The following is a 20537-nucleotide window of genomic DNA, read 5'->3' on the forward strand; positions in this document are numbered from 1 at the left end:
CATAGAACGCCGGTAACAAAATAGGTAGGTGACTAGACCAACGCCCGGTGTCGCTTCGCGCGCCTGGCTGTATACTGGCGGCCCATTCGAGGAGGGCCCCATGGTCGAACAAACTGAACTCAACCGGCTTTTCTGGCACAGCCGCCGCGGCATGCTGGAACTGGACGTACTGCTGGTGCCTTTCACCCAGGAAGTCTACCCCACCCTCAATGAGACCGACCGTGAACTGTACGTGCGTCTCTTGAGCTGCGAGGATCAGGACATGTTCGGCTGGTTCATGGAGCGCACCGAGTCCGAAGACCCGGAACTGCAGCGCATGGTCCGCATCATTCTGGACCGTGTCCAGCCCAAGTGAGTGCTTCGAGTGCCGCTGGCAAGGCTCGCGCCTGCTGCTGGCGGTCTACCTGGCTTGTCAGGTTCTGGCGTGGCTTGCCGTGTGGGCGAGCCCGCTGCCCGGGTGGTTGGCCTTATCGGTTGTCGCCGCCTGCTCGGCCCACGCTTGCTGGGCCATTCCCCGACGTATTCTGCTGACCCATGACCATGCTGTTGTCGGCCTGCGCCGTGATGTGCGGGGCTGGCAGGTGCTCAGCCGTGCCCGTGGCTGGCAGCGGGTTCGGTTGTGCCGGGACAGCGTGGCGTTGCCACGGCTGGTGGTTTTGCGCTTTGAGCGGGTGGGGCGTTGGCTGGGGCAAAGCCAGTGCATACCTCAGGATGCGCTAGGGGCTGACGAGCATCGGCGCTTGCGGGTGCGGTTGAAGTTCAGCCGGCGGCGCTGGGCCGAGGTGAGCCGGGCATAGATCAAGACCGGGTCAGCTTCTTCGCGGGCTCGCCCGCTCCCACAGGTACCGCGCAATGCTGCAAGGCAGTCAAATTCCTGTGGCAGCGGGCGAGCCCACGAAGGCCGCGACGCCGTTTTCAGAGCGGGCTGAGGATGGTGTCCTTGGCCTCGTCCAGCATCCCCGGATAATCCAGTGTGTAATGCAACCCACGGCTTTCCTTGCGCTGCATGGCTGACAGGATCATCAGCTCGGCCACCTGCGCCAGGTTGCGCAGCTCGATCAGGTCACGGCTGACCTTGTAGTTGCTGTAGAACTCGTCGATTTCATCCAGCAGCAGGCGAATGCGGTGCTGGGCCCGCTGCAGGCGCTTGCTGGTGCGTACGATGCCGACGTAGTCCCACATGAAGCGCCGCAGTTCGTCCCAGTTGTGCGCAATGATCACATCCTCGTCCGAGTCGGTCACCTGGCTGGCGTCCCAGCCGGGCAAGGCCTTGGGCAGGGCCACTTGCTCCAGGTGCGCCTGGATGTCGGCAGCGGCGGCGCGACCATAGACAAAACATTCCAGCAGCGAGTTGCTGGCCATGCGGTTGGCGCCGTGCAGGCCGGTGAAACTGGTTTCGCCGATGGCATACAGGCCAGGCACGTCGGTGTGGCCGCAGTCGTCGACCATCACCCCGCCGCAGGTGTAATGCGCCGCAGGCACCACCGGTATCGGCTGACGGGTGATATCGATGCCAAAGGCCAGGCAGCGCTCGTACACCGTGGGGAAGTGGCTCTTGACGAAATCAGCAGGCTTGTGAGTGATGTCCAGGTATACGCAGTCCACGCCCAGGCGCTTCATCTCGTGGTCGATGGCGCGGGCCACGATGTCCCGGGGGGCCAGCTCTTCGCGCGGGTCGAAGCGCGGCATGAAACGTTCGCCGTTGGGCAGGCGCAGCAGGGCGCCTTCGCCGCGCAGGGCTTCGGTGATCAGGAAGCTCTTGGCCTGCGGGTGATACAGGCAGGTGGGGTGGAACTGGTTGAATTCCAGGTTCGCCACCCGGCAGCCGGCCCGCCAGGCCATGGCGATACCGTCGCCGCAGGCACCATCGGGGTTGCTGGTATAGAGGTAGACCTTGGCCGCACCGCCAGTGGCCAGCACGGTGAAGCGCGCGCCGAACGTGTCTACCTCACCGGTGTTGCGGTCGAGCACGTAGGCGCCCAGGCAGCGTTCGCCGGGTAGGCCCAGACGGCGTTCGGTGATCAGGTCGACCGCCACCCGCTGCTCCAGCAGCTGGATGTTCGGGCGCTGGCGAGCCTGTTCCAGCAGCGTGGTGAAAATTGCCGCGCCGGTAGCGTCGGCGGCGTGGATGATGCGCCGGTGGCTATGGCCCCCTTCACGGGTGAGGTGGAACTCGAAGCCACCATCGTCGACGCTGTAGTGCTCATCGCGGGTGAAGGGCACGCCTTGCTCGATCAGCCACTGGATCGCTTCGCGGCTGTGCTCGACGGTAAAGCGCACCGCGTCTTCATGGCACAGCCCGCCGCCAGCATTGAGGGTGTCCTCGACATGCGACTGCACAGTATCGGTATTGTCCAGCACGGCAGCGACGCCGCCCTGGGCCCAGAAGGTCGAGCCATTGGCCAGGTCGCCCTTGCTCAACACGGCAACGCGAAGGTGGTTGGGGAGGTTAAGTGCCAGGCTGAGACCGGCGGCACCGCTGCCGATCACCAGGACATCATGTTGGAATTGTTGGCTCATGTCGGGACACTAGTAATCTTTGGGAGGGGCACGGCACAATGGTCACGCGCGGATGGCATTGTGAAACTATCGTTAAACGTGGTCGGATGCCTTTATAGCAGCCCCAGGTGGCCAATTTCCATGCTGCCTGCCAGGTTGCGATAACCTTTGTGGGAACTTTCCGACATGGCCGGAAATCCTATGAAGGCTGCCCGCACGCCACAATTTGCCGCGGCGACGCAGGGCGGCAGGCCTTTCCGGGCTTTACCCCTGCGTATTTGAAACCTGATTATCGACGTAGCCGGCCGTGACCGCGCCGCGTCTTCCGTGCAAGCCGACCAAGGGCTGCAGGAAACTTGCTTGGAGGGGAGAACTTTTGCGCAAAGCCCGAGTCTATGGTTGCAAGCCTGAACGATGGCTGATGCAACGCTCCTTCGAGTTCACTGAGGAGTGTTCATGCTAACCCAGGAAGAGGATCAGCAGCTTGTCGAGCGCGTGCAGCGCGGCGACAGGCGAGCTTTCGATCTGTTGGTGCTGAAGTATCAGCACAAGATTCTCGGGTTGATCGTGCGGTTTGTCCACGATACCCACGAGGCCCAGGATGTAGCACAGGAAGCCTTCATCAAGGCCTATCGTGCGCTTGGCAACTTCCGCGGCGACAGTGCGTTTTATACGTGGCTGTACCGCATCGCCATCAACACGGCGAAGAACTACCTGGTGTCCCGTGGAAGACGGCCGCCAGACAGTGATGTGAGCTCCGAGGATGCGGAGTTTTACGACGGCGATCATGGCCTCAAGGATCTCGAGTCACCAGAGCGCTCGTTGTTGCGGGATGAAATCGAAGGCACCGTCCATCGCACCATCCAGCAACTGCCCGAAGACCTGCGTACGGCATTGACGCTACGCGAGTTCGACGGGCTGAGTTATGAAGACATTGCCAGTGTCATGCAATGTCCGGTGGGTACCGTGCGCTCTCGAATCTTCCGCGCTCGGGAGGCCATAGATAAAGCCCTGCAGCCGTTGTTGCAGGAAACCTGAGACAGCGGCGACAGCGCCAAGAGAGGAACCGCCATGAGTCGTGAAGCTTTGCAGGAATCGCTGTCCGCGGTGATGGATAACGAAGCGGATGAACTGGAATTGCGTCGGGTGTTGAACGCCGTCGACGAAGCCGAAACCCGTGCCACCTGGTCGCGTTACCAGGTTGCCCGTGCAGCCATGCACAAGGAGCTGCTGCTGCCTAATCTGGATATCGCATCGGCGGTGTCTGCTGCACTGGCCGACGAAGCCGTGCCAGCCAAGGTCAAGAAAGGCCCCTGGCGCAGCATTGGCCGTCTGGCGGTAGCGGCCTCGGTTACCGTGGCGGTGCTGGCTGGTGTACGTATGTACAACCAGGACGAGATCACTGGGGCTGAGCTTGCTGCCCAGCAGCCAGTCCAGCAAGGCCTGAGTGTGCCACAAGCGCAAGGCCCGGCCGTTTTGGCAGGCTATAGTGAGAGCAGTGAGCAACCGACCGGGCCAATGGCCAATGGCGTGCTGCAGAACCAGGCCGGCTGGGATCAGCGTCTGCCAGGCTACCTGCGCCAGCATGCCCAGGAGTCTGCGCTCAAGGGCACTGAAACCGCATTGCCGTATGCCCGCGCCGCCAGCCTGGAAAACCGTTAAGTAAGGAGGATCATGCGCGCGCTACCTCTCCTGTCGCTGCTGATTGGCAGCTGCATGACGGTGCCAGCATTGGCGGCCAATTCTTCGCCTGAGGCGAGTGAGTGGCTGAACAAGCTGGCACAGGCCGAGCAAAAACAGAGCTATCAAGGTTCGTTCGTCTACGAACGCAATGGCAGTTTCTCCTCTCACGACATCTGGCACAGGGTCGAGGACGGCAAAGTCAGCGAGCGGCTGTTGCAGCTTGATGGCACCGCCCAGGAAATCGTGCGCGTGGATGGCAAGGTGGAGTGCGTCAGTGGGGCCTTGGCCAGCGGTGTCATGGCGCCGCCGGACACCGCACCGCGTGTGCTTGATCCGCTGAAACTGATGGGCTGGTACGATTTGAGTGTGGCAGGCAAGTCGCGGGTCGCCGGGCGCGATGCCGTGATTATCACGCTCACTCCACGCGATCAGCACCGCTATGCTTTCGAATTGCATCTGGACCGTCACTCGGGCTTGCCGCTGCGTTCGTTGATGCTCAACGACAAGGGGCAGTTGCTGGAACGCTTCCAGATGACCCGTCTCGATATCGATGACATCCCCAGCGACGCAGACCTGCGTCCAGGTGCTGCTTGCAAGCCAGTGCAGCACCTGGCGGCCGGGAGCAATGATAGCGCCGCGGGTTGGCGTTCGGACTGGCTGCCACCCGGTTTCGAGCTGGTCAACAGCTCGGTACGCCGCGATCCCAAGCGCAACAGTTCGGTCAGCAGCCTGATGTACGACGACGGCCTGGCGCGTTTTTCGGTATTCATCGAGCAAGTGAGCGATGATGGCGGCACCGACATGCGCACCCAGTTAGGCCCGACTTCGGCGGTTTCGCGTCGCCTGAATACACCAAAGGGCAAAGTGATGGTGACCGTGGTTGGCGAAATCCCGCTGGGTACGGCAGAGCGCGTCGCCCTGTCGATGCGCCCCCAGGATGCCCAGGCGCGCCAGTAATGGCACGTTTTTGCGGGTTGAGCCAAGGTGGGCGGTCATGCGGCTGAAATGAAATTAAAGCATTGTCATTTGCAATCTATCGGCAAATTTTCTATAGGTCAGGCTTTGAAGAGCCTGGCCTTTTCTGCTTTGTGCAGGGGTCTTTCTAAACTACCGCTCGTTGTGACGGGAGTCGTATGTCAATACCACGCTTGAAATCCTACCTAATAATGTTCGCTGCTGTGCTGATGCTCGGCCAGGTACTCACCGCCCAGGCCGAGGAAGCCCTGCCGGACTTCACCACCCTGGTGGAGCAGGCTTCGCCGGCGGTGGTCAACATCAGTACCAAGCAGAAGCTGCCTGACCGCCGGATCGCGGCAGGTCAGATGCCGGACCTGGAAGGCCTGCCGCCGATGTTCCGTGAATTCTTCGAGCGCAACATGCCACAGCAGCCGCGCTCGCCGCGCGGCGACCGCCAGCGCGAGGCGCAGTCGCTGGGCTCGGGCTTCATCATTTCCAGTGATGGCTATGTGCTCACCAATAACCATGTGGTGGCCGATGCCGATGAGATCATCGTCCGCCTGTCGGACCGCAGCGAGCTGAAGGCCAAGCTGGTTGGCACCGATCCGCGTACCGACGTGGCGCTGCTGAAGGTCGACGGCAAGAACCTGCCGATCGTGAAGCTGGGGGATTCCGAAAAGCTCAAGGTGGGCGAGTGGGTACTGGCCATCGGTTCCCCGTTCGGCTTCGACCATTCGGTGACCAAAGGTATCGTCAGCGCCAAGGGCCGGACCCTGCCCAATGACACCTACGTGCCGTTCATCCAGACCGACGTTGCCATCAACCCGGGTAACTCCGGCGGCCCGCTGTTCAACATGAAAGGCGAAGTGGTGGGTATCAACTCGCAAATCTTCACCCGTTCTGGCGGTTTCATGGGCCTGTCGTTCGCCATCCCGATCGATGTAGCGATCGATGTCTCCAACCAGCTGAAGAAAGACGGCAAGGTCAGCCGCGGCTGGCTGGGCGTGGTGATTCAGGAGGTCAACAAGGACCTGGCCGAATCGTTCGGCCTGGACAAGCCGGCGGGTGCCCTGGTGGCCCAGGTGTTGGAAGACGGCCCGGCGGCCAAGGGCGGCCTGCAGGTGGGCGACGTGATCCTCAGCATGAACGGTCAGCCAATCGTCATGTCGGCCGATCTGCCGCACCTGGTTGGCAGCCTCAAGGATGGCGAGAAGGCCAAGCTGGAAATCATCCGCAACGGCAAACGCCAGACCCTCAACATCAGCGTCGGTGCACTGCCGGACGACGACGTCGACATCGGCACCGGTGCCGACGGCAGCGCCGAGCGCAGCAGCAACCGCCTGGGGGTATCGGTCGCCGACCTGACCGCCGAGCAGAAAAAGTCGCTGGAGCTCAAAGGTGGCGTGGTCATCAAGGAAGTGCAGGATGGCCCGGCAGCCATGATCGGCTTGCGCCCGGGTGATGTCATCAGCCATCTGAACAACCAGGCCATCGGTTCGGCCAAGGAATTCACCGAAATCGCCAAGGAACTGCCGAAGAACCGTTCTGTGTCGATGCGCGTGCTGCGTCAGGGCCGCGCCAGCTTCATCACCTTCAAGCTCGCTGAATAAGCGGTTTCGCAAGGCGAAAGGGCAGCTTCGGCTGCCCTTTTTCATGAATATTCACAATTGCGGGAATGATTGCTGTGTACAGTCGGACAGAGGAATCTCCCATAACCCAGCAGCTTAAGGTACAATTCCCGGCTATTTTTCGGCGGGCGTCCGGCTCGCAGCCTTTTCGAGTGTTGACCCGTGAGTGATTTGAGTCATATCCGCAATTTCTCCATCATCGCCCACATCGACCATGGCAAGTCGACGCTGGCTGACCGTTTCATCCAGATGTGCGGCGGCCTGACGGCGCGCGAGATGGAAGCCCAGGTGCTCGATTCCATGGACCTGGAGCGTGAGCGCGGTATCACCATCAAGGCCCACAGCGTCACGCTTCACTACAAGGCGCAGGACGGCAAGATCTACCAGCTGAACTTCATCGATACCCCCGGCCACGTCGACTTCACCTACGAAGTCTCGCGCTCGCTGGCGGCCTGTGAGGGGGCGCTGCTGGTGGTCGACGCCGGCCAGGGCGTGGAAGCCCAGTCCGTAGCCAACTGCTACACCGCTATTGAGCAGGGCCTGGAGGTCATGCCGGTCCTGAACAAGATGGACCTGCCCCAGGCCGACCCTGACCGTGTCAAGGACGAGATCGAGAAGATCATCGGTATCGACGCCACCGACGCCGTAGCCTGCAGCGCCAAGAGCGGCATGGGCGTGGACGAGGTGCTCGAGCGCCTGGTGCACACCATCCCCGCGCCGAAAGGCGAGATCGATGCACCGCTGCAAGCCCTGATCATCGACTCCTGGTTCGACAACTACCTGGGTGTGGTCTCGCTGGTGCGCGTGCGCCAGGGCCGCGTCAAGAAAGGCGACAAGATCCTGGTCAAGTCCACCGGCAAGGTGCACCTGGTCGACAGCGTCGGTGTCTTCACCCCGAAACATACCCAGACTGCCGATCTGAAAGCCGGTGAAGTAGGCTTCATCATCGCCAGCATCAAGGACATTCACGGCGCCCCGGTTGGCGACACCCTGACCCTGTCCTCGACCCCTGAGGTCGAAGTGTTGCCAGGCTTCAAGAAAATCCAGCCGCAGGTCTACGCCGGCCTGTTCCCGGTCAGCTCCGACGACTTCGAGGATTTCCGCGACGCTTTGCAGAAGCTGACCCTGAACGACTCCTCGCTGCAGTACATGCCGGAAAGCTCCGACGCGCTGGGCTTTGGCTTCCGTTGCGGTTTCCTGGGCATGTTGCACATGGAGATCATCCAGGAGCGCCTGGAGCGCGAGTACGACCTGGACCTGATCACCACCGCACCAAGCGTGATCTACGAGCTGGAGTTGAAAACCGGCGAAACCATCGTCGTCGACAACCCGTCCAAGCTGCCGGACGTCTCGGCTGTAGCCGACTTCCGCGAGCCGATCGTCACCGCGACCATCCTGGTCCCGCAAGAGCACCTGGGCAACGTCATCACCCTGTGCATCGAGAAGCGTGGCGTACAGCGCGACATGCAGTTCCTCGGCAGCCAGGTGCAGGTGCGTTACGACATGCCGATGAACGAAGTGGTGCTCGACTTCTTCGACCGTCTCAAATCCACCAGCCGCGGCTATGCTTCGCTGGATTACCATTTCGACCGCTACCAGTCGGCCAACCTGGTCAAGCTGGATGTACTGATCAACGGCGACAAGGTCGATGCCCTGGCATTGATCGTGCACCGCGACAACGCGGCCTACAAAGGCCGTGCGTTGACCGAGAAGATGAAGGAACTGATCCCTCGGCAGATGTTCGACGTAGCGATCCAGGCAGCCATTGGCGGCCAGATCATTGCGCGGACAACCGTCAAGGCGCTCAGAAAGAACGTACTGGCCAAGTGCTACGGCGGTGACGTCAGCCGTAAGAAAAAGCTGCTGGAGAAGCAGAAGGCCGGTAAGAAACGCATGAAACAGGTGGGCAATGTGGAAATTCCACAAGAAGCCTTCCTCGCCGTGCTCAGGTTGGATAGCTAGGTCCTATGTCGCTAAATTTCCCGCTGTTGTTAGTCATCGCCGTCTTCATCTGCGGTCTGCTGGGCTTGATCGACCTGCTGTTCCTGGCTCCGCGCCGGCGTGCGGCAATCGCCAACTATCAAGGCAGCGTCAGCCAGCCTGAGATGGCGGTGGTCGAACGGCTGAACAAGGAGCCGTTGCTGGTCGAGTACGGCAAGTCGTTCTTCCCGGTGCTGTTCATCGTGCTGGTGCTGCGTTCGTTCCTGGTCGAGCCGTTCCAGATCCCTTCGGGATCGATGAAGCCGACCCTGGAAGTGGGCGACTTCATCCTGGTGAACAAGTTCTCGTACGGCATTCGCCTGCCGGTGATCGACAAGAAGGTCATTGCGGTCGGTGACCCGCAACGCGGGGATGTGATGGTGTTCCGCTACCCGAGCGACCCGAATGTCAACTACATCAAGCGTGTGGTCGGCCTGCCGGGTGACGTAGTCCGCTACACCAACGACAAGCGGCTGTTCGTCAACGGTCAGTCCGTTGCCGAACAACTGGTGGGCAGCGAGCCGGGTACCCTGGGCAGCGCTCAGCTGTACAAGGAAAAGCTCGGCGAGACCGAGCACCTGATCCGCAAGGAAATGAGCCGTTATCGCATGCCGCCGGACCAGCAGTGGACCGTGCCAGCGGGCCATTACTTCATGATGGGCGACAACCGCGACAACTCCAACGATAGCCGTTTCTGGGATGACCCAAACATTCCCAAGGAACTGCACGGCATGGTTCCGGACCGGAACATTGTCGGCAAGGCCTTCGCGGTGTGGATGAGCTGGCCAGAGCCCAAGCTCAGCCACTTGCCCAACCTGTCGCGGGTTGGCCTGATCCATTGATACCCATCGGCGCTGTCCAGCAGGCAGCGCCGAATGCATTTCTGACATAGGCTGTGTTCTCAGGGATCGGGAGATTCGCCGCAGATCGATCGGCGGACCACAGCCAAACAGTCTTTCAGGATGTTGATTTGAACAACGCGTTGAACAACGATCGGGTGGCCGCATGAGTGCTTCCCTTGCCGGTCTGGAGCGAAAGCTCGGTTACACCTTCAAGAACCAGGACCAGATGCTCCTGGCGCTGACCCATCGCAGTTACGCCGGGCGCAACAATGAGCGCCTGGAGTTCCTCGGTGACGCCATTCTCAACTTCGTTGCCGGTGAAGCGCTGTTCGAGCGTTTTCCGCAGGCCCGTGAAGGCCAGTTGTCGCGGCTGCGTGCGCGGCTGGTCAAGGGTGAGACCCTGGCCCGTCTGGCCCGTGGATTTGACCTGGGCGATTACCTGCGCCTGGGTTCCGGAGAACTCAAGAGCGGCGGCTTTCGCCGCGAGTCGATCCTGGCCGACGCCCTGGAGGCACTGATTGGTGCCATCTACCTGGACGCTGACATGGACACCGCCCGGGAGCGCATCCTGGCCTGGCTGGCCGATGAGTTTGAAGGCCTGACACTGGTCGACACCAATAAAGATCCGAAAACTCGCCTGCAAGAGTTCCTGCAGTCGCGCAGCTGTGAGCTGCCGCGTTACGAAGTAGTGGATATCCAGGGTGAACCACACTGCCGGACCTTCTTCGTCGAATGCGAAGTGGTACTGCTGAACAACAAGAGCCGTGGTCAGGGCGTTAGCCGGCGTATTGCCGAGCAAGTCGCCGCCGCGTCTGCACTGATCGCCCTGGGCGTGGAGAATGGCAATGACTGATAGCAACCCGACCCGCTGCGGCTACGTAGCCATTGTCGGCCGCCCCAACGTCGGCAAGTCGACCCTGCTCAACCACATCCTCGGTCAGAAGCTGGCGATTACCTCGCGCAAGCCCCAGACCACCCGCCACAACATGCTCGGCATCAAGACCGAAGGTGATGTGCAGGCGATCTATGTCGATACCCCGGGGATGCACAAGGCCAACGACAAGGCGCTGAACCGCTACATGAACCGCAACGCCTCGGCAGCCCTCAAGGACGTCGACGTGGTTATCTTCGTGGTCGACCGTACCAAGTGGACCGACGAGGACCAGCTGGTTCTGGAGCGCGTGCAGTATGTGACCGGCCCGCTGATCATCGCAGTCAACAAGACCGACCGCATGGAAGAGAAAGCCGAGCTGATCCCGCACCTGCAGTGGCTCCAAGAGCAACTGCCGAACGCCGAGGTGATGCCGATTTCCGCGCAGCAGGGGCACAACCTTGAAGCGCTGGAAGCACAGATCGCCAAGCACCTGCCCGAGAACGATCATTTCTTCCCCGAAGACCAGATCACCGACCGTAGCAGCCGCTTCCTCGCCGCTGAACTGGTACGCGAGAAAATCATGCGCCAGTTGGGTGCGGAGCTGCCGTACCAGATCACCGTCGAAATCGAGGAATTCAAGCAGCAGGGTCATGTGCTGCACATTCACGCGCTGATCCTGGTTGAGCGCGACGGCCAGAAGAAAATCATCATTGGTGACAAGGGCGAGCGCATCAAGCGCATCGGGTCCGAGGCGCGCAAGGACATGGAAGTGCTGTTCGATTCCAAGGTCATGCTCAACCTGTGGGTCAAGGTCAAAGGCGGCTGGTCCGATGACGAGCGTGCACTGCGTTCGCTGGGCTACGGCGACCTGTAATTACCTGACCGGTCGGTTATTGCTGTGGGAGCGGGCGTGCCCGCGAATGCGATAGTGAGTTCACTGACGCTTTCGCGGGCACGCCCGCTCCCACACGTACATCAGGCCCCAGAGATAGTGCATGGACCAACCCACCCCCCAGCCAGCCTACGTACTGCATAGCCGTGCCTACAAGGAAACCAGCGCGCTGGTGGACTTTTTCACCCCGCAGGGCCGCATGCGTGCCGTGTTGCGTCGCGCACGGGGTAAGGGCGGCAGCCTGGTGCGACCGTTCGTGTCGCTGGAGGTGGAGCTGCGTGGGCGCGGCGAGTTGAAGAATGTCGGCCGCATGGACAGCACCGGCATCGCCGCCTGGCTACACGGCGATGCCCTGTTCAGCGGGTTGTACCTCAATGAGCTGCTGATGCGCCTGCTGCCTGCCGAAGCGCCGTTCCCGGCCCTGTTCGAGCACTACGCCTTGACCTTGCAGGCACTGAGCGCCGGGCGCCCGCTGGAACCCCTGCTGCGCTCGTTCGAATGGCGGCTGCTGGACGAACTCGGTTATGCGTTTTCCTTGCACCATGACGTCGACGAGCAGCCCATTGCCGCCGATGGCCTGTACCGCTTGCGCGTCGATGCCGGCCTGGAGCGGGTAGAGCTGGCGCAGCCCGGTTTGTTCCGTGGCACCGAACTGCTGGCCCTGGCCCAAACCGACTGGGACGCCCCTGGCGCCTTGCTTGCCGCGAAGCGGCTGATGCGCCAGGCACTGGCGGTTCACCTGGGGGCAAAACCGTTGGTCAGCCGGGAACTGTTTCGCAAGCGCTGATCAGGACGTATGCTGTTGGGCTCAATCTTCAGGAGAGCCTTTCGTGACTCACAGCAACCGCATGCTTCTTGGCGTAAACATCGACCACGTGGCGACCCTGCGCCAGGCCCGTGGCACGCGCTACCCTGACCCGGTCAAGGCAGCCCTGGACGCCGAGGAAGCAGGCGCCGATGGCATCACCGTGCATCTGCGTGAAGACCGCCGGCACATCCAGGAGCGTGATGTCTTGCTGCTCAAGGATGTGCTGCAAACCCGCATGAACTTCGAGATGGGCGTCACCGAAGAGATGATGGCCTTTGCCGAGAAGATTCGCCCGGCGCACATCTGCCTGGTTCCCGAAACCCGTCAGGAGCTGACCACCGAAGGCGGCCTGGATGTGGCGGGGCAGGAAGCGCGGATCAAGGCTGCAGTGGAACGGCTGGCGCGTACCGGTGCCGAGGTGTCGCTGTTCATCGACACCGACGAGCGGCAGATCGAGGCCTCGCGTCGGGTTGGCGCACCGGCCATCGAGCTTCACACCGGCCGTTATGCCGATGCAGAAACTCCCACCGAAGTGGCTGAAGAGCTCAAGCGCATCGTCGATGGTGTGGCGTTTGGCGTGGGGCAGGGGCTGATCGTCAATGCGGGTCACGGGCTGCACTACCACAACGTCGAGGCGGTGGCGGCGGTCAAGGGTATCAATGAGCTTAACATTGGCCATGCACTGGTGGCGCATGCCCTGTTTGTCGGCTTCAAGGCTGCTGTGGCTGAAATGAAGGCGCTGATCGTGGCGGCTTCGCGCTGATTGTTGGTCGCCTGTACCGGCCTCTTCGCGGGCTTGCCCGCTCCCACAGGGGCTGCACAGCCTCAAGGCCTGCGGGGTATCTGTGGGAGCGGGCAAGCCCGCGAAGAGGCCGGTACAGGCGGCCGATCACTCGGCAGGAAACACCAAGGTAAACCGGGTAGGCCCCAGGGGGCAGCTGCTGACCTCGACCCGCCCGCCATGCAACTGCATGATCGACTTCACGATCGCCAACCCCAGCCCGGTTCCGCCCTCCAGCCGCGAACGCCCCGAACCTACCCGGTAAAACCGCTCGAACAAGCGCGACTGTTGCTCTGCCGCCACCCCCGGCCCCTGGTTCTCCACGGATAGCCGTACTTCGCTGCCCGAGCGTTCGATGCGCAGAGCTATGGGTTTACCCTCCGGACTGTGCCGTATGGCGTTGCTCAACAGGTTCGACAGTGCCCGCTGAAACATCAGCCGGTCTCCCTGCGCTGTTCCCCAGCCTTGAACGCTTAGCTCAATTTCTTTCAGCTCGGCACTGTAGGCAAACAGCTCGACAACCCGCGCTGCCTCGTCGGCCAGCGCCAAGGGCTTCAATGCGACCTGCGTATGCGGCTGGCTGACTTGGGCAAGAAACAGCATGTCGTTGATAATGCGGTTGAGCCGGGTCAGCTCTTCGATACTGTCTTCCAGCACTTCCCGATAGTTGGCGTTGTCCCGCTCACGGGCCAGTGTCACCTGCGCCTTGCCCATCAGGTTGCCCAAGGGTGTACGCAGTTCATGGGCCAGGTCGTCAGAGAACTGCGACAACTGCCTGACACCTTGGTCGAGGCGGTCGAGCATCACGTTGATACTGCCGGCCAGTTCCGCCAGTTCCTGTGGCAAGCAGGTAGCGGGCAGGCGATGCTGCAGGTCCTGGGCCGACACCTGCCCGGCAATGCGCCGGAAGTGCCGCAACGGTTTCAGGCCGCGCTGCATCAGCCACCATGCCCCCGCACCAATCAAAACCAGTAGCAGTGGCAATGCGAGCAACGTGGAGTGCAGGTAGGCTTGCAGCAGGGCGTTGTCGTCGGCGCGGTTGAGCGACATCATCACCTTGACGGGGGTGTTGTCGCGCAGGCGCATCAGCCGGGTAACGGTGAGGATCTGGTTACCGCCGCTGTCACGCCAGGCGTGAAAGGCCAGGCGCGCATCGGTGTGCAGTTCACCGACCCGCGATTCCAGGGCCGGGCCAAGGCTGAGCAGGTGGGGGTGGCGGCCGTCGAGGGCCAGTACACTGAGGCTCAGGTTGTCATGCCCCATCACCAGGTCCAGCAGTGGATGAGCGCGGCTGCCCAGATCCTCGCTGCGCAGGTCGACACGCAGGTTGTGCTCGACCTGAAGCATCTTGCGCGCCAAATCCTTGCGCGCGCGGCTGTCCAGTTCGTGATCCAGGGCAAACACGGCCAGGCAGGCCAGCAGCAGCACCAATGCGGCGCCCATCACTGTCACGCTCAGGCCCAGGCGTAACGACAGGCTGGCGTTTTTCAAAGGCGAGCCTCAAGTACGTAGCCCACACCACGCAGGGTATGGATCAGCTTGTTGTCGAACGGGTCGTCGATCTTCGCCCGCAGGCGCCGGATCGAGACCTCGACCACGTTGGTGTCGCAATCGAAGTTCATGTCCCACACCAGTGAGATGATCTGCGTGCGCGACAACACTTCGCCAGTCTGGCGCATTAGCAGGTGCAGCAGGGCGAACTCCTTGGCGGTCAGGTCGATGCGTTGCCCGGCGCGGTAGGCGCGGTGGCGGCCGGGGTCCAGTTCCAGGTCAGCGACGCGCAGGGTGCTGGGTTGCAGTTGCTGGTCGTTGCGGCGCAGCAGGCTGCGGATGCGCGCCAGTAGCTCAGGAAACTCAAAAGGCTTGAGCAGGTAGTCATCCGCGCCCAGGTCCAGGCCTCTTACCCGATCGGCCAAGCGACCGTGGGCGGTAAGCATCATGATGCGGGTGGCCGATTCCGCACGTAGCCGCTGCAGCACGGTCCAGCCATCGATTTCGGGCAAGTTGACGTCGAGGATGATCAGGTCGTAGGCCTGTTGGCGGGCCAGGTGCAGGCCGTCGGTGCCTGTGCGGGCGCAGTCGACCACGTAACCGTTTTCGCGCAGGCCTTGTTGCAGGTAGTCGGCGGTACGCAGCTCGTCCTCGATGATCAGTAGGCGCATTGGGGGCTCGGTTTGTTGAAAGGGGGCGATTCTTGACCCTGTAGTGACATCAGGGTCAAGGGCCCCCATGTTACGGCATGAAAAAAGGCCTGCGATGCAGATAACGGATTTGTAATTCTGCTGTTATCTGGCGGTCTGTTCGGGCCTCTTCGCGGATAAACCCGTTCCTGTAGGAGCGGGTTTATCCGCGAAGAGGCCCGAACAGTCCACACAAGGCCACATTGCAGGACTGTAATCCCCGCCTCACCTTGCCGTTAGCCAGCCCTCGCTAGGATGGCCGTGTCCGATCGGTTATTACGAGGCAAACACGATGAACCTGACCAAATACCTGCTGTTGGCCACCCTTGCCCTGGGCAGCGCCAGTGTTTATGCCGAGGGCGGTGCGGAGCGCTCCAGGCAGTTCTGGCAAGCCTTCCGCGAAGACCAGCAGCGACTGCACGGCGACAAGCAACAGGCTGTTGCAGAGCGCGAGCGCAATGCGCAAGAGAAGGCGCGTGAGGTGGCCAAGGATTGAGGTAACAACACCTGCGCCGCGACGGCTCCTCGACGCAGGTGTATTCAGGCGCCCGTGCGGGCGCCTTTTTTATTTGCGCGCCAGCAGGGTGGCGCGGCGTGGGGCTGGCAGGCCTTCGACGGTCTTGCTGTGGTCGTTCGGGTCGAGGAAGTCGCTCAGCGACTGGTAGCGCATCCATTCGGTGCTGCGCTGTTCCTCGACGCTGGTCACGCTTACGTCGACGCAGCGCACATCGCTGAAGCCGGCACGGCGCAACCAGCGGGCCAGCGCCGGTACCGACGGCAGGTACCAGACATTGCGCATCTGTGCGTAGCGGTCCTCAGGCACCAGCACCTGGTTTTCGTCGCCCTCGATAACCAGCGTTTCCAGTACTAGCTCGCCACCTTTGACCAGGCAGTCCTTGAGCGCCAGCAGGTGCTCGATGGGCGAGCGGCGGTGATAGAACACGCCCATGGAAAACACGGTGTCGAAACCTTCCAGGTTGGCGGGCAGGTCTTCCAGGGCGAATGGCAGGTGCCAGGCCGGCAACTCCGGCAGGTACTGCTGCACGGCCTGGAACTGGCAGAAGAACAGCCAGTTGGGGTCGACCCCGATCACCATGTCCGCGCCGGCACCGAGCATGCGCCACTGGTAGTAGCCATTGCCACAGCCCACGTCGAGTACGCGCTTGCCCTTGAGGTCCAGGTGCGGGCCAACCCGCGACCACTTCCAGTCCGAACGCCATTCGGTGTCAACGTGCACGCCAAACAGGTCGAACGGCCCTTTGCGCCAAGGCGACAGGCCCATCAATGCCTGGCGCATCTGCGCGCGGGTGGCGTCGTCGCAGTCGCAATCCAGACGCAACCCGTTGACCAGGTCGATTTCACTGGGTTGCAGGGCGGGCAGGGCTTCCAGCGCCCCGCGCCAGCGGTCGAGGTCACCGTGGCCCTTTTCCAGCTTGGCGTCCAGTTGCGCTTGCAGGCCTTGCGACCAGGAAGCCAGAGGCGTGCCCGCCAGGCGGCGGACGAGGGGAGACAGATCGATCATGGCAGGGCTATCAACGAGGCGAAGTTAAGGCATTGGAACCAAGGCACCACTTTCGAGAAGCCGGCTGCGCGCAGGCGTTCCTGGTGGGCTTCGAGTGTATCGGGCTTCATCACGTTCTCGATGGCGCTGCGCTTCTGGGCGATCTCCAGTTCGCTGTAGCCATTGGCCCGTTTGAAATCCAGGTGCAGCTCATTGAGCAGGTCCTGCTCTTGCTCATCGGCGAAGCGCAGCTTCTCCGAGAGAATCAGCGCGCCGCCGGGCAGCAGCGCCTGGCGGATTCGCCCGAGCAGTTCAAGGCGCTGGTCAGGGGCGATGAACTGCAGGGTGAAGTTCATCGCCACTACCGAGGCGGGCTCGAAGGGCAGGGCAAGGATATCGGCCTCCAGCACGTGCACTGGCAGCAACTCCTGGAACATCGAATCTTGTGCAGTGAGGTACTGGCGGCAGCGCTCGACCATGGCGGCGGAGTTATCCACCGCGATTACCCTGCAGCCGTCGCTGCGTACATGACGACGCAGCGACTGGGTAACGGCACCCAGCGATGCGCCCAGGTCGTACAGCGCGGTGCCTGGCTGGGCGAACCGAGCGGCCAGTACGCCGAGGTTCTCGACGATGGTTGGGTAACCGGGCACCGAGCGCTTGATCATGTCCGGGAACACACGCACGACGTCTTCGTTGAAGACGAAGTCGGGCACCTGCTCCAGGGGTTGGGAGAAAAGGCGGTCGGGTTGTTTGCTCACGGCGAATCCAGGCGGCTGGTGATAGGCAGGGGGCGCATTCTAGCCAAACCGCAGACTGGATGCATGGTTGGCTGACCAGCGCTTTGCGTTCAATTGACCCGAATGGCGCAATCGAAGGTCTGCACCGGGCGCACTTCCGGGGCCCAGGGTTGCTGGTAGACCAATACCAGGTTCCCTTCGCCAGTCGCGCGGGCCTGGAAGCGCCAGGTCGACATGCCCGAGCTGCCGACGATACCGGTGTCTTCAGGCGCGCTGTAAACCTCGGGACCAAGGCTTTGCAACACGTTGGGCGCCGGGTTCTGTACCAGCCAGCGGTAGCCGGTGGTGGGGTTGCTGGGCAGGGTAAGCGTGAGGATCTGGCCGACCTGCAGGCGCTTGGGGCATTCGCTTTCGGCGTCCAGGTCAACGGGCTGTGACGGTTGTTGCGCGCAAGCAGAAAGCAGGGCAAAGCTCAGGGGAACGAGCAGACGAGGAGAGGTCATGGTGGCTCCGAAGGCTGGCGATGGCCTGAGGATAACCGATGATCGAGGAAATTTGTGTTGCCTGTGCCGGCCCTTTCGCGGGCAAGCCCGCCCCTGCAAGGGTTCGCTATCCCTGTAGGAGCGGGCTTGCCCGCGAAGAGGCCGGTGCAGGCTAGAACAGCACTTTGGCCACGTCGGCAAAGCGTTTGGCGAAGTGAACTGTCAGGCCTTCGCGCAGGTACTCCGGCAGTTCTTCGAAGTCGCCGCGGTTAGGCTCAGGCAGGATCAGTTCGAAAATCTTCTGTCGCCGCGCCGCAATCACTTTCTCGCGCACGCCGCCAATCGGCAGTACCTGGCCGGTGAGGGTGAGCTCGCCCGTCATGGCGACACCTTTTTTGGCAGGCTGGTCGCGGGCCAGTGAAAGCAAAGCGCTGGCCATTGTGATGCCGGCACTCGGGCCGTCCTTGGGTGTGGCGCCTTCGGGTACGTGCAAGTGGATGAACGCTTCGTTGAAGAAACCTGTATCCCCGCCAAATTGTTTGAGGTTGGAGCTGATGTAGCTATAGGCAATTTCGGCAGACTCCTTCATCACGTCACCCAGCTTGCCGGTCAGCTTGAAGCCTCGGTTGTGGGTGTGGATGCGGGTCGCCTCGATCGGCAGTGTGGCACCGCCCATGCTGGTCCAGGCCAGGCCGGTGATCACGCCTTTGCCAGCCAGAACCTGTTCGCTGCGGAACACCGGCATGCCGAGTGCTGTTTCCAGGTCTTTGGTACCGATCTTCAGCTTGGCTTCGGGGTTCTCCAGCAGCTTGACCACAGCCTTGCGCACCAGTTTGCCCAGTTGCTTCTCCAACTGGCGCACGCCGGCTTCGCGGGCATAGCCGTCGATCACCATGCGCAGCGCGCTGTCGCTGATGCTGAGGCTGGTCTTGGAAACGCCGGCCTTTTCCAGCTGCTTGGGCCACAGGTGGCGCTTGGCGATGGTCAGTTTTTCTTCGGTGATATAGCCGGACAGGCGGATCACTTCCATGCGGTCGAGCAACGGCCCGGGTATTGAATCAAGGGTGTTGGCAGTGCACACGAACAGCACCTTGGACAGGTCCAGGCGCAGGTCGAGGTAGTGGTCGAGGAAGTCAACGTTCTGCTCGGGGTCGAGGGTTTCCAGCAACGCTGATGCCGGGTCACCCTGGTAGCTCTGGCCCATCTTGTCAATTTCGTCGAGCATGATCACCGGGTTCATCACTTCGACGTCTTTCAAGGCCTGCACCAGCTTGCCGGGCTGGGCGCCGATGTAGGTGCGGCGGTGGCCCTTGATCTCGGCTTCGTCACGCATGCCGCCGACGCTGAAGCGGTAGAACGGCCGGCCGAGCGATTCGGCGATGGACTTGCCGATGCTGGTCTTGCCCACCCCGGGCGGGCCCACCAACAGCACGATCGAGCCGCTGATTTCGCCTTTCCAGGCGCCCACGGCGAGGAACTCGAGGATGCGCTCCTTGATGTCGTCGAGGCCGGAGTGATACTGGTCGAGGACTTTGCGCGCATGCTTGAGGTCGAGCTTGTCTTTGCCGTACACGCCCCACGGCAGGGCGGTGGCCCATTCCAGATAGTTGCGGGTGACGGCGTATTCGGGCGAGCCGGTTTCCAGGATGGCCAGTTTGCCCATCTCTTCATCGATGCGCTTGCGTGCCTGCGGTGGCAGGGTCTTGCCTTCCAGACGCTGTTCGAACTGTTCGAGGTCGGCGCTGCGGTCGTCCTTGGTCAGCCCCAGCTCCTGCTGGATGACCTTGAGTTGTTCCTTGAGGAAGAACTCGCGCTGGTGCTCGCCGATCTGCCGGTTGACCTCGGCCGAAATCTCGTTCTGCAAGCGTGCGACTTCCACCTCTTTGCGCAGCATTGGCAGTACTTTTTCCATGCGTTTGAGCATGGGGACGCAGTCGAGCACTTCCTGCAACTGGTTGCCGGTGGCCGAGGTGAGCGCGGCGGCGAAGTCGGTGAGCGGCGAAGGGTCGTTGGGGCTGAAGCGGTTGAGGTAGTTCTTCAGCTCTTCGCTATACAGCGGGTTGAGCGGCAGCAGCTCTTTGATCGCGTTGATCAGTGCCATGCCGTAGGCTTTGACCTCGTCGGTCGGCTCGGCGGGCTGGCGCGGGTATTCGACTTCGACCAGGTAGGGCGGGCGGTGGTGCTTGAGCCAGTTGCGGATACGCACCCGGGACAGGCCCTGGGCGACGAACTGCAATTTGCCGTTTTCGCGGCTGGCATGGTGCACCTTGACCAGCGTGCCGTACCGCGGCAATGCCGAGGTGTCGAAGTGGCGGTGGTCTTCTGGCGGGGTGTCCATGAAGAACAGCGCCAGGCAGTGGTCCGGTGACTTGGCCACCAGGTCGAGCGTTTCGGCCCAGGGCTCTTCATTGACGATGACCGGCAGTACCTGGGCCGGGAAGAACGGGCGGTTGTGGATCGGGATGACGTAGACCTTGTCCGGCAGCTGCTGACCGGGCAGGGCGAGGGCGTGGCCGGCTTCGGCCTGGAGGGTGTGTTCGACTTCGCTGTGTTCGTCAGGGTGTTCGGGGAAATCCTGCTGGTCGCTCATGGGGCACCTGCGTGAATGACTATGGTGCTTAGATGGGGCGGGGAGGGATGGGTTTCAATGGTTCGGGCGCAGCCTTGTGTCGCGATTGGGCTGCGCAGCA

At 62.0% G+C, this 20537-nt stretch carries 20 protein-coding genes; 13 read left to right on the forward strand and 7 right to left on the reverse strand.

What is annotated here, in order from left to right:
• The first annotated feature begins 100 nt into the window (after positions 1 to 100).
• Together J3A98_RS02555 and J3A98_RS02560 are read left to right on the forward strand one after the other, a co-directional pair.
• Entirely contained in the window at positions 101 to 355 is a 255-nt protein-coding gene (locus J3A98_RS02555) for a succinate dehydrogenase assembly factor 2 (protein WP_003252043.1), read from the forward strand.
• On the forward strand, positions 339 to 797 hold the full coding sequence (locus J3A98_RS02560; RefSeq protein WP_176682679.1) for a protein YgfX: 459 nt from the start codon (positions 339 to 341) through the stop codon (positions 795 to 797). Before J3A98_RS02555 ends, J3A98_RS02560 begins: the two co-directional genes overlap by 17 nt.
• A 118-nt stretch (positions 798 to 915) precedes the next feature.
• Here J3A98_RS02560 and nadB read toward each other — a convergent pair whose 3' ends face one another.
• Positions 916 to 2520 carry an L-aspartate oxidase gene (nadB, locus tag J3A98_RS02565; protein ID WP_176682680.1) on the reverse strand — a complete coding sequence of 535 codons (1605 nt, stop codon included), beginning with the start codon at positions 2518 to 2520 and terminating at the stop codon, positions 916 to 918.
• A gap of 435 nt (positions 2521 to 2955) precedes the next feature.
• Here nadB and rpoE point away from each other — a divergent pair, with 435 nt between their 5' ends.
• From rpoE to pdxJ, 10 genes are all read left to right on the forward strand, one after another.
• Positions 2956 to 3537, forward strand: a complete 582-nt coding sequence (gene rpoE, locus J3A98_RS02570; protein ID WP_003252049.1) for an RNA polymerase sigma factor RpoE — start codon at positions 2956 to 2958, stop codon at positions 3535 to 3537.
• Between the two features lie 33 nt (positions 3538 to 3570).
• Positions 3571 to 4161 carry an RseA family anti-sigma factor gene (locus tag J3A98_RS02575; RefSeq protein WP_209963777.1) on the forward strand — a complete coding sequence of 197 codons (591 nt, stop codon included), beginning with the start codon at positions 3571 to 3573 and terminating at the stop codon, positions 4159 to 4161.
• A 12-nt stretch (positions 4162 to 4173) separates the two neighbouring features.
• Complete coding sequence (locus J3A98_RS02580; protein ID WP_209963781.1) at positions 4174 to 5139, forward strand: MucB/RseB C-terminal domain-containing protein; 966 nt, start codon at positions 4174 to 4176, stop codon at positions 5137 to 5139.
• Between the two features lie 176 nt (positions 5140 to 5315).
• Positions 5316 to 6749 (forward strand): DegQ family serine endoprotease, encoded by a 1434-nt coding sequence (locus tag J3A98_RS02585; protein ID WP_209963786.1) that lies wholly within the window; start codon positions 5316 to 5318, stop codon positions 6747 to 6749.
• 180 nt (positions 6750 to 6929) lie between these two features.
• Positions 6930 to 8729 (forward strand): translation elongation factor 4, encoded by a 1800-nt coding sequence (lepA, locus tag J3A98_RS02590; protein ID WP_176682684.1) that lies wholly within the window; start codon positions 6930 to 6932, stop codon positions 8727 to 8729.
• A gap of 5 nt (positions 8730 to 8734) precedes the next feature.
• Positions 8735 to 9589, forward strand: coding sequence for a signal peptidase I (gene lepB / locus J3A98_RS02595; RefSeq protein ID WP_176682685.1), 855 nt, complete (start codon positions 8735 to 8737; stop codon positions 9587 to 9589).
• 163 nt (positions 9590 to 9752) lie between these two features.
• Positions 9753 to 10442: a ribonuclease III gene (rnc, locus tag J3A98_RS02600; protein WP_003252059.1), complete on the forward strand. Its 690-nt coding sequence runs from the start codon at positions 9753 to 9755 to the stop codon at positions 10440 to 10442.
• Positions 10435 to 11337: a GTPase Era gene (gene era, locus J3A98_RS02605; protein ID WP_003252061.1), complete on the forward strand. Its 903-nt coding sequence runs from the start codon at positions 10435 to 10437 to the stop codon at positions 11335 to 11337. The genes rnc and era overlap by 8 nt, the downstream gene beginning before the upstream one ends.
• A gap of 121 nt (positions 11338 to 11458) precedes the next feature.
• A complete protein-coding gene (gene recO / locus J3A98_RS02610) occupies positions 11459 to 12142 on the forward strand; it encodes a DNA repair protein RecO (RefSeq protein ID WP_176682686.1) in 684 nt (227 codons plus the stop codon).
• 43 nt (positions 12143 to 12185) lie between these two features.
• Positions 12186 to 12926: a pyridoxine 5'-phosphate synthase gene (gene pdxJ / locus J3A98_RS02615; protein WP_209963789.1), complete on the forward strand. Its 741-nt coding sequence runs from the start codon at positions 12186 to 12188 to the stop codon at positions 12924 to 12926.
• A 126-nt stretch (positions 12927 to 13052) separates the two neighbouring features.
• Here pdxJ and J3A98_RS02620 read toward each other — a convergent pair whose 3' ends face one another.
• Both J3A98_RS02620 and J3A98_RS02625 read right to left on the reverse strand, forming a co-directional pair.
• Complete coding sequence (locus J3A98_RS02620; protein ID WP_209963792.1) at positions 13053 to 14435, reverse strand: heavy metal sensor histidine kinase; 1383 nt, start codon at positions 14433 to 14435, stop codon at positions 13053 to 13055.
• Positions 14432 to 15106 (reverse strand): heavy metal response regulator transcription factor, encoded by a 675-nt coding sequence (locus J3A98_RS02625; RefSeq protein WP_176682688.1) that lies wholly within the window; start codon positions 15104 to 15106, stop codon positions 14432 to 14434. The genes J3A98_RS02620 and J3A98_RS02625 overlap by 4 nt, the downstream gene beginning before the upstream one ends.
• Before the next feature lie 310 nt (positions 15107 to 15416).
• On the opposite strand from J3A98_RS02625, the gene J3A98_RS02630 reads away from it, so the two are divergent.
• On the forward strand, positions 15417 to 15620 hold the full coding sequence (locus tag J3A98_RS02630; RefSeq protein WP_176682689.1) for a hypothetical protein: 204 nt from the start codon (positions 15417 to 15419) through the stop codon (positions 15618 to 15620).
• A 69-nt stretch (positions 15621 to 15689) separates the two neighbouring features.
• On the opposite strand, the gene cmoB is transcribed toward J3A98_RS02630, so the two are convergent.
• The 4 genes from cmoB to lon form a co-directional block, all read right to left on the reverse strand.
• Positions 15690 to 16646 carry a tRNA 5-methoxyuridine(34)/uridine 5-oxyacetic acid(34) synthase CmoB gene (gene cmoB, locus J3A98_RS02635; RefSeq protein ID WP_084850807.1) on the reverse strand — a complete coding sequence of 319 codons (957 nt, stop codon included), beginning with the start codon at positions 16644 to 16646 and terminating at the stop codon, positions 15690 to 15692.
• The gene (gene cmoA / locus J3A98_RS02640) at positions 16643 to 17386 is read right to left on the reverse strand and encodes a carboxy-S-adenosyl-L-methionine synthase CmoA (RefSeq protein WP_021785730.1); all 744 of its coding nucleotides are present in this window, start codon (positions 17384 to 17386) and stop codon (positions 16643 to 16645) included. The genes cmoB and cmoA overlap by 4 nt, the downstream gene beginning before the upstream one ends.
• A gap of 89 nt (positions 17387 to 17475) precedes the next feature.
• Positions 17476 to 17868: a protease inhibitor I42 family protein gene (locus J3A98_RS02645; protein ID WP_103462995.1), complete on the reverse strand. Its 393-nt coding sequence runs from the start codon at positions 17866 to 17868 to the stop codon at positions 17476 to 17478.
• Between the two features lie 151 nt (positions 17869 to 18019).
• Positions 18020 to 20437, reverse strand: coding sequence for an endopeptidase La (lon, locus tag J3A98_RS02650; protein ID WP_209963795.1), 2418 nt, complete (start codon positions 20435 to 20437; stop codon positions 18020 to 18022).
• Positions 20438 to 20537 lie beyond the last annotated feature (100 nt).

It is taken from the genome of Pseudomonas sp. BP6, from assembly GCF_017875935.1.
In the GTDB taxonomy this organism is placed as follows: Bacteria; Pseudomonadota; Gammaproteobacteria; order Pseudomonadales; family Pseudomonadaceae; genus Aquipseudomonas; species Aquipseudomonas putida_Y.